Source organism: Acinetobacter sp. UBA6526 (assembly GCF_002434875.1).
GTDB lineage: Bacteria > Pseudomonadota > Gammaproteobacteria > Pseudomonadales > Moraxellaceae > Acinetobacter > Acinetobacter venetianus.
In genome coordinates this window covers 1-9,075 of sequence record NZ_DJLC01000218.1, presented here as the reverse complement: position 1 = coordinate 9,075, position 9,075 = coordinate 1, and the positions used below count along the sequence as shown (strand labels likewise).

Below are 9,075 nucleotides of genomic sequence, written 5' to 3'. Positions count from 1 at the left end.
GATGGGATTATCGCCTGAAGATGCGGAAAATTATAATGGTCAACAAGGCGACATGTGGGATGCCCACAAAGATATGTTCCTTGCAACAGTTGGGGCAGTCCTGATTGGTTTCATCCAACTCAGCAAAGAAAAAACGCTTATTCAGAAATAAGCGTTTTGACTTAGTTAAACAATTGAATGCTGTAGCCGCATAAGGTCATCCCAAGGATCTGATTGCACCACTTGAGTTGGCTCGAAATTCATCAAATTAGTATTTATATTACCATCAGTTTGAGGAGTCGAGGGTTTAGTAGAAACCAACTGATTAAGTAAGTCTTCGATTTCATTCGTATTAGAAGTCGAAGAAGTTAATAACTCATCGACAGTAACTGCTTGAGTTGTCTGTGTCGGCGTAGCTTCATGTTGTGGACTCAGCAATGCATTGAGATCTACATGATCAACCAAACTCATTTGTTGTGCACTTTCAGTTCCAGCATCCATTTCATTACTCAGCAATGAACTCATTGTCGTCGGTGCAATCACATTAAAACTAAATGAGTTACTGATCTCACTGGTATTTCCTGATAAATCAGTCTGAGTAAAAGTCAACGTATGACTGCCTAATGCTAAATCATGGGTGATATTAAAACTCCATTTTCCATTGTCACCCACTGTGACTGTTCCGATTGGCTGTCCATTGTCATAGATTGTTAGTGTCGCTTTCGCCTCACCTAGACCAGTCAAGCTAGGTTTACTATCATCTGTTGAGCCGCCAGCCGAGATATTCCCTTTAACATCTCCAATATCATCCGTTACGGTCTGCAAAATAGGCTTGTTCGGTGCAATGGTATCTTTCGTTCCTAACACATCCGTAGATTCAGAACGATTACCTGACGCATCAATCACATATACTTTCCCAACGGTCTTATCCGTTAATGCAGAAGATAAGTCGATTGTAAATTTTCCATCTGCGCCTGCTGTTCCTGAACCAAGCACAGTTTTTCCATCTGCTGAGCGAATTTCAATTTTACTATTTGCTTCGGCTGTTCCAGTGATCGAATCTCCATCCGCATTTAACTGCGCTACAGCTTTTTCTGGTGCAATCGTGTCTTTACCTGCCATAATTTCTAATGGTTTAGACTGGTTACCTGCTGCATCCTCAAGAATGATAGAACCTTTGTGATCACCCGTTAATGCAGGTGAAATCGTGATTTGAAATTTCCCTTGTGCATCTGCAACACCACTTCCAATAATATTGCCATCAGCATCTTTGATTTGCACTTTTGCATTTGCCTCAGCTTTACCTAAAACTGATGTACCTGCTTGGTTTACTTCAATCAATGGCTGATCAGGGGCTAACGTATCTTTCCCAGCAAAAACTTTGGACGGATCAGATTTATTACCCGCCGCATCTTCCGCTACTACTGTTCCACCTTTATCGCTCGTTAATGGCGGTGATACCTTAATTGAATAAAGTCCCGAACTATTTGCATTAACAGAGCCTAATAATTTTCCATCTGCATCGTAAACTGATATTTTAGCATTCGCTTCGGCCTTACCTGAGACAATCGTACCATCTGCATTTAATTGTGCACTTGGTGCATCGGGCGCTATCGTATCTTTTGTTCCCGTAACTACTGTTGCTTTAGATGTATTACCTGCACTATCAATCGCGATAACTGCGACTTTATTTCCATTCACCAAAGGGCTATCTAGTTTAATACTATAGTTGCCCTCATTATCCGCGTAACCACTCGCAATCACTTTCCCTGTGGTATCTTTGATCTCTACTTTAGCTTTAGCTTCTGTTTTACCTGTAATGGTTTGTGTATCGGCATCTAATACAGCGGTCGGAGTTGCAGGTGCAGTAATATCTGTCGATTTATCATTATCACTTTTATCGTTATCATCATCCTTCACAGCCCAGAGATAAATACCTTCAGCAGCTAAAGCCACCAAACCTGCTTTTACTAACTGTGATTTACTCACACCAAAATCATCACTTCCATCTGAATACTCAGCAGCTTGAGGTGGAACTTCGGCTGAAGCAAATTGCGTTAATTCTGTGGTAGGAGAATAGCGAACAAATGTTCCTGTAGCGTCAAATTCAGCAATTGCATAAGAACCATCTTCTCGGGGAATTGCGAGTGTATGTTCCGTATTATTCATTTCATTAAAGAAATCATTAATAATAATTTTTTCACCATTTTTTAGTGTAATGACAAGATCATTACCCTGTTTAATGATTGATTTTATATCGCTTTGTGCAACTCCGATTTGAACAATAGATGGCTGATTTAGAATCACACTTTGCATCTGTCCATCTTGCAAAACAGTAAAATTTTTCTTCGATGAAACGACAACTCTTGTCATTATTATGCTCACATATCAATTATAGTTTTAGATATTTTTCAATTAATGGAAAATATAAGTATTTAATCTCGCAATTAAAATAACAAATGATAGATAAGACGACAATCCAGTTCATCGCAATTTTATTAGCTTTATTTAATTTACTATTTGTTCAAATACTTTAATTATCGAAATAAAAAAAACCAGTCATATGACTGGTTTTAAATAACATACGATGAATTATAGTTTTGGATCACGTAGCTGAACCAAACTGCTATTTGCTTTGGTCAATCCATCTGTAATTTTCCCCAACACTGCTGGAATTAAATTCTCAGCCATTTGCGCAGCTTGTAAACCTAATTTCTCACCAAATGTCGGACGCTTACGCGTATTAATCACATAAACATCATGTTTTGGTAGCAAGCTAAGTATGTATTCATCCGAAGTTTGTAACTTATCAACCAAGTTGAGTTCGCGTGCATCTTCACCATACCAATGCTCACCAGTTGCAACTTTTGCTACTTCTAACTGTGGACGGTATTTTTCAACGAAGTGCTTAAATAAAGAATGCGTTTGTTGTAACTCTTCTTCAAATTTCGCTTTACCTTCAGGTGTATTTTCACCAAACATGGTGACTGTACGCTTATATTCGCCAGCAGTATAAAGTTCAAAGTCAACATTATGCTGTTTCAATAAACGATTGAAATTTGGAACCTGAGCCACGACGCCAATCGAACCAACAACAGCAAATGGCGCAGAAATGATTTCATTTGCAATACAAGCCATCATATAGCCACCGCTTGCAGCAACTTTGTCTACGCAGATCGTGACATTAAAGCCTGCATCGCGTAGACGAACTAACTGAGCAGCTGCTAAACCATAGCCATGTACCATTCCACCAGGACTTTCTAAACGAACCACAACCCGGTCATGCCCTGCTTTTGCTGTCGCTAAAATTAAGGTAATTTCCTCACGAATCGTATCTACAGCGGAAGCTTGAACATCACCTTTAAAATCGAGAACATAGATTTTTTGATCATTTTTTTTACGAATTTTTGCTTCTTTCGCAAGCTGCTGAACAAGCTGTAATAGTTCCAAACGAGATGCTGTTGTTTGCGCGATTCTTTTTCTTTGTTCATTCACACGCGCATTTAAATGACTAATACGAATCTCAGCAGGAAATTTAGGTAAATGGAATAACATAAAGTAAGTGCTCTATAAGTTCGGCTTTATTCGTCTAAGATGTGGTCTGCTCAAGAAAAATTCAATAGAGATTTTGAAAAATAGATTCATTTTCATTTATACAATAAAAAAAGAGCCCGAAGGCTCTTCTTATCACTGAAATAATCTTAGCCAAAACGACCTGTAATATACGCTTCAGTTAACTGATGATCTGGCTGAGTAAATACTTTCTCAGTTGAGTTCACTTCGATCAAATCACCTAAATGGAAGTAAGCGGTACGATCAGATACACGAGCTGCTTGTTGCATTGAGTGCGTGACGATTGCAATCGTATATTGCTCAGATAGTTCAGAAATTAACTCTTCAATCTTAGCTGTTGCAATTGGATCAAGCGCTGAACATGGCTCATCCATCAAAATCACTTCAGGACTTACAGCGATGGTACGCGCAATACACAAACGTTGCTGTTGACCACCTGAAAGACCTGTTCCCGGCTGACTTAGACGATCTTTCACTTCTTCCCATAGACCAGCTTTACGCAGACTGTTTTCTACGATTTCTTCTAAATCATATTTGTCACGCGCTAGACCATGAAGTTTAGGTCCATACGCAACGTTATCAAAAATTGATTTAGGGAATGGGTTTGGCTTCTGGAACACCATGCCCACTTGAGCACGTAACAATACAACGTCTAGGCTTGGATCATAGATGTCTTGATTATCTAAAGTTACTTTACCCGTCACACGACAAATATCAATCGTGTCATTCATACGGTTCAAGGTACGCAAGAATGTTGATTTACCACAACCTGACGGCCCGATAAATGCAATAACTTCATTCTGGTAAATATCAAGGTCAATCCCTTTGATTGCCTCAGTTTCACCGTAGTAAACATGAACATCTTGAGTGCTAATTTTTACTTCATTTGTTTTTGGCTTTTTGTTTGATGAAGCCGTTTCAAACTGAGAGACAAATGCAGTATTAGATTGCTGAACTTGCGCTTCAGATGAGGTAAATTCTGTTTGCTGTGGATTCACTGACTTATCCTTTTCTACGGCGTTCATAATATCAATCGTATTCATTGTACTCTCCTCAATTACCAACGCACTTCAAATTTCTTACGAAGCCAAATTGCAAGGCTGTTTAAACCAATCATTAACGCAAGTAACACAATAATCGCAGCTGCGGTACGCCCTTCAAAGAAGTTACGCAATTCATTACCTTGCCATAAATACACTTGTACAGGTAATGCAGTTGCTTGATCAAGTGGTGTCGTTGGAACACTTGCAACGAAAGCACTCATACCAATCAAAAGCAATGGTGCAGTTTCACCTAATGCTTGAGCAACGCCAATAATCGCACCCGTTAAAATACCCGGTAAAGCTAAAGGTAAAACATGGTGGAAAACTGTTTGTACTTTTGATGCACCAAGACCTAAAGCAGCCTGACGAATCGAAGGTGGTACAGCTTTTAATGCAGCACGTGTCGTAATAATCACAGTTGGTAATGTCATTAAGCTTAATACCAGACCACCGACTAAAGGTGCTGAAAGTGGTAACTGCATCCAACCAATGAAAATCGCAGCACCCAGCAGACCAAATACAATCGAAGGAACAGCAGCCAAGTTGTTAATATTGACTTCAATAATATCCGTCATCACATTCTTTGCTGCGAACTCTTCAAGATAAATCGCACTTGCAACACCGATTGGAATCGAAATGATAATCACGATGAGCATCATGAACAATGAACCCATGAAAGCACCAGCCAAACCGCTAATCGCAGGTGAACTACGAGAGTCTGGACTTACGAATAAGTTGGTATTGAAGGTATTCTTGATAATGCCTTCTGCTTTCAATTGATCTGCAATTTGACGAACTTCTGGATCTAACTGCTGTTGATCATCAGGTAATGAACGATCAATATTGCCCGCTAACCATACATCAACATTTGCATCTGCTAAGAATTTAATGTCTTTCTTAGTTCCAATCAGAGATGGATCAGCCAACACCATATCACGTAGACGATATGACTCTGAGCTAGTGTACAAGCCGCTGAGATAATCACGTTGAGACTCCAATGCTTTGTCTTTTGAAACAATGCCATTTACGATCAACGCATCCCAATCAACCATACCCATTTCAGTTTGCCAAGCGATCATACGCTCTTCAAAATGCGCTGGAGTCTCACCTGCCGTTTGTTTAGGTTTCGCGCCTACATCAATAATTGTTGGATCGAAATAAACTGGAACTGTGATACTGCTCTGCCAAAATGCCGGCAAGCCTTTTGATAAAATACTTCCAAACAACAATGCTACAAACGCAAGACCAATCATGACTGCTGAAAAGCCAGCAAAACGGAATGCTTTTTCTTTGCGATGACGCTTTGCCAAAGAACTTTGAATCTTACTTTTGCGCTGTTCACGTTGTTCAGCAGCAACTTGAGGATCAAATGAATTTGGATCCAAAGGAGATGTCTTTGATGAACTCATTCGTATTGCTCACGATATTTGCGCACGATGTACAGTGCAATAATGTTTAAACCCAAAGTAATGACAAACAGCGTTAAACCTAGGGCAAATGCAACCAACGCTTGAGGGCTGGCAAAGTCAGTATCACCTGTTAATTGCTTAACAATCGTGACCGTCACAGTTGACACAGCTTCTAATGGATTTGCGTGGAGTAATGGACTGTTACCCGCTGCGAGTACCACGATCATCGTCTCACCGATCGCACGAGAAGCCGCCAATAAGAATGCACCCACAATCCCCGGTAACGCTGCTGGAATGACAACCTGACGGATCGTTTCAGATTTTGTTGCACCTAAACCTAATGAACCATCACGTAAAGCACGCGGAACCTGTGTAATGATGTCATCTGATAATGAAGATACGAATGGGATAATCATAATCCCCATCACGAAACCAGCAGTTAATGCACTGGTTGCATTGATATTTACACCAACCGTTTCACCCACCATTTTAAAGAATGGCCCGATGATCATTAAGGCAAAAACACCATAAACGATTGTAGGAATACCCGCGAGTACTTCAATTGTTGGTTTCGCCCAAGAACGCAAACGAGGAGATGCATATTCTGCTAAATAAATTGCAATCATTAATCCAACTGGTACAGCTACAAGTAGCGCGATACCACTTACCATTAAAGTCCCCCAAATTAATGGTAGGATGCCGTAGCTTCCCTCTGCACTTCCTGTCGTACTAAAACCTGGATCCCACTCAGTTCCAAAGAAGAAGTCAACTGGACTTACAAATTTGAAAAAGTGTAATGCTTCGCTCAACATTGAAAGGACAATACCGATCGTTGTAAGGATCGCAACGCCTGAACAAAGAATCAGACCTACATTAATTGCTTTTTCTACTTGATTACGTGCACGGTATTGCTGGCTCACATGACGTTTTGCCCAAACCAAACCAGCTAAAGCAACACTCACAACCACTGCAAATTTTGCAAATGATCCAATCGTTTGGAATTTTGCAAGTTGTTGCGCTGCTGCAACTTCATACGCTGCTGGTTGATCAGTTACTCCAAACCCAGAAGCAATCGCTTGCACACGATCAATTAAAACATCACGACCAGCTTCATCTAAATTTGCGCTGATTGATGCTGGGATATTGTTAAAAATAATATGGTGTAAAACACTCGGTTCAACCAAGTTCCAAATCATCAAAATTAAAAAAGCAGGAATACCACACCACAAAGCAACTAACGCCCCGTAATACACTGGACGCGAATGTAGTGTTACTGAGTTATTTCCCTTACCTGCTAGGTTACGGCTTTTACTCAGCCCGATTTGATATGCAATTGCCACAAGGGCTAACAACACACCGATAAGTAGCAGATTCATGTAATCTCCACTGTTTTCTCAATTTTCATCATTTGAAAAAACTTAGCTAGACAAAAAGGCTGATGAACACACGTCTCACCAGCCTCCGTTTTCAAATAAACTTATTTAACTGATTTACCAGCTTTGAAATCAGCTAGGATTTTTGCACGCTCTTTGTCGTTCATTGCAATCAAACCAGCTTTTTCTAATTTAGAACCTTTACCAGATACTTTCTTGTTCAAGAAGTATTCTACGTATTGTGGTAAACCTTTAATTGATTTTAAGTGCTCGCCTTTCACGTAGAAGAACAATGGACGAGAAACTGGGTATTGACCGCTCAAGATAGTCTTTTCAGAAGGTACTACACCGTTTACAGTCGCAACACGTAATTTGTCACGGTTAACATCATAGAAACCTAGACCGAATACGCCAACTGCACTTGGAGATGTTTTTAAACGAGCAAGTGTTTCAGTATAGTCACCAGCGATTTCAATTACACGACCATCTTTACGGAAGTTAGAACATGCTTTTTTCTGAGCATCTTTGTCTAAACCTTTGATGTAGTCATAAGCTTCACAACCAGCATCAACCATTTTCTCTTGGAATACTTCACGAGTACCATGGTTAGAAGCAGGAATTACTAAAGTAATTGGTTCGTTTGGTAAAGCTTTGTCAATTTGGTTCCAAGTTGTATATGGGTTTGGAACCATTTTACCGTTTGATGGTAATTCAGCAGCTAAAGCTGTAAATACGTGATATGGCTTTAATTTATAAGCAGCTTTTTTCACATTAGATGCGAAAACGATACCATCGTAACCAATTTTGATTTCTTTGATTTGGTTTACGCCAGCTTTTTTACAAGCATCAATTTCTGTTGATTTAATTGGACGAGATGCGTTTGCGATATCGATTGTGTTATCGCCAACACCTTGACAGAATTGCTTCAAACCACCTGAAGAACCGCCAGAACCAACAACTGGTGCTTTGAATTGTGGGAAAGTATTACCAAACTCTTCTGCAACAATACTTGCGTATGGTAATACAGTTGAAGAACCAGCAATTTGGATCGTATCACGAGCTGCGTTTGCAGTCGTAGCTACAGTTGCCCCAGTTACAGCTAATGCAATTGCGAGATTACGTGGATTTAAGCGCATTCTGTTTTCTCTCATTTATACAATTTGATTTACAACTCTTTTAAATTCAAGTGTTGTACTTTGGTTAACTGCATTTTGATTAGATAATATGACAAATAAGTTACAACTTTGTGACGCTTTGATGATAATTGATATACTGCATCAAATTTAATTAAATATTATTAAATATCAATATGTAAGATGAATGAAAATATTCTTAAAAATCCTGCAATCACCATTGAAATTGCAATATTTATTTGAAATATTACAGCTTACATTTGATTTTTTACAGAAAAACTCATCTTTGATGATAAAAAATTATAGTGAGTGGAATACTGATGATTTTTCCATCAACGCATAGTATGACATATTTATTAAAATGAACATCCATACTCAGGTAACAACTTTTTTTTAGATGATTTGGGTATTTGAAAGAAGAATATAAGAGTATGAAAACCTAGCTTTTTATCAACGATATATCACTTAAGTTTTTGGAATTGTGTTCTAAAAATATCGATACTTCATTCAGTTTATTGAAATTTCTTAGAACAGATGATTGGGGTGTGTTGACACTTTTAGCTTA

Annotated in this window: 7 protein-coding genes; 1 reads left to right on the top strand and 6 read right to left on the bottom strand. The window is 39.0% G+C overall.

Annotated features, from left to right (window positions below):
• Positions 1 to 151 (top strand): DUF2238 domain-containing protein (locus tag B4237_RS14895; protein ID WP_286943775.1); only part of this gene is annotated, 151 nt, incomplete at its 5' end.
• A gap of 14 nt (positions 152 to 165) precedes the next feature.
• Here B4237_RS14895 and blp2 read toward each other — a convergent pair.
• From blp2 to B4237_RS14865, 6 genes are all read right to left on the bottom strand, one after another.
• A complete protein-coding gene (blp2, locus tag B4237_RS14890; RefSeq protein WP_286943773.1) occupies positions 166 to 2,352 on the bottom strand; it encodes an Ig-like repeat protein Blp2 in 2,187 nt (728 codons plus the stop codon).
• 219 nt (positions 2,353 to 2,571) lie between these two features.
• Entirely contained in the window at positions 2,572 to 3,534 is a 963-nt protein-coding gene (gene sohB, locus B4237_RS14885) for a protease SohB (RefSeq protein WP_004880912.1), read from the bottom strand.
• A gap of 146 nt (positions 3,535 to 3,680) precedes the next feature.
• The gene (gene pstB / locus B4237_RS14880) at positions 3,681 to 4,595 is read right to left on the bottom strand and encodes a phosphate ABC transporter ATP-binding protein PstB (protein WP_004880914.1); all 915 of its coding nucleotides are present in this window, start codon (positions 4,593 to 4,595) and stop codon (positions 3,681 to 3,683) included.
• Between the two features lie 14 nt (positions 4,596 to 4,609).
• Positions 4,610 to 6,004, bottom strand: a complete 1,395-nt coding sequence (gene pstA / locus B4237_RS14875) for a phosphate ABC transporter permease PstA (RefSeq protein ID WP_004880915.1) — start codon at positions 6,002 to 6,004, stop codon at positions 4,610 to 4,612.
• Complete coding sequence (gene pstC / locus B4237_RS14870) at positions 6,001 to 7,380, bottom strand: phosphate ABC transporter permease subunit PstC (RefSeq protein ID WP_004880917.1); 1,380 nt, start codon at positions 7,378 to 7,380, stop codon at positions 6,001 to 6,003. The genes pstA and pstC overlap by 4 nt, the downstream gene beginning before the upstream one ends.
• A gap of 101 nt (positions 7,381 to 7,481) precedes the next feature.
• Positions 7,482 to 8,513 (bottom strand): substrate-binding domain-containing protein, encoded by a 1,032-nt coding sequence (locus tag B4237_RS14865; RefSeq protein ID WP_286943768.1) that lies wholly within the window; start codon positions 8,511 to 8,513, stop codon positions 7,482 to 7,484.
• Positions 8,514 to 9,075 lie beyond the last annotated feature (562 nt).

Bases quoted from the DNA above. Each gene is read 5' to 3' on its own strand.
- B4237_RS14865 (WP_286943768.1), bottom strand. From the start codon at position 8,513: ATGCGCTTAAATCCACGTAATCTCGCAATTGCATTAGCTGTAACTGGG.
- pstC (WP_004880917.1), bottom strand. From the start codon at position 7,380: ATGAATCTGCTACTTATCGGTGTGTTGTTAGCCCTTGTGGCAATTGCA.
- sohB (WP_004880912.1), bottom strand. From the start codon at position 3,534: ATGTTATTCCATTTACCTAAATTTCCTGCTGAGATTCGTATTAGTCAT.
- pstB (WP_004880914.1), bottom strand. From the start codon at position 4,595: ATGAATACGATTGATATTATGAACGCCGTAGAAAAGGATAAGTCAGTG.
- pstA (WP_004880915.1), bottom strand. From the start codon at position 6,004: ATGAGTTCATCAAAGACATCTCCTTTGGATCCAAATTCATTTGATCCT.
- blp2 (WP_286943773.1), bottom strand. From the start codon at position 2,352: ATGACAAGAGTTGTCGTTTCATCGAAGAAAAATTTTACTGTTTTGCAA.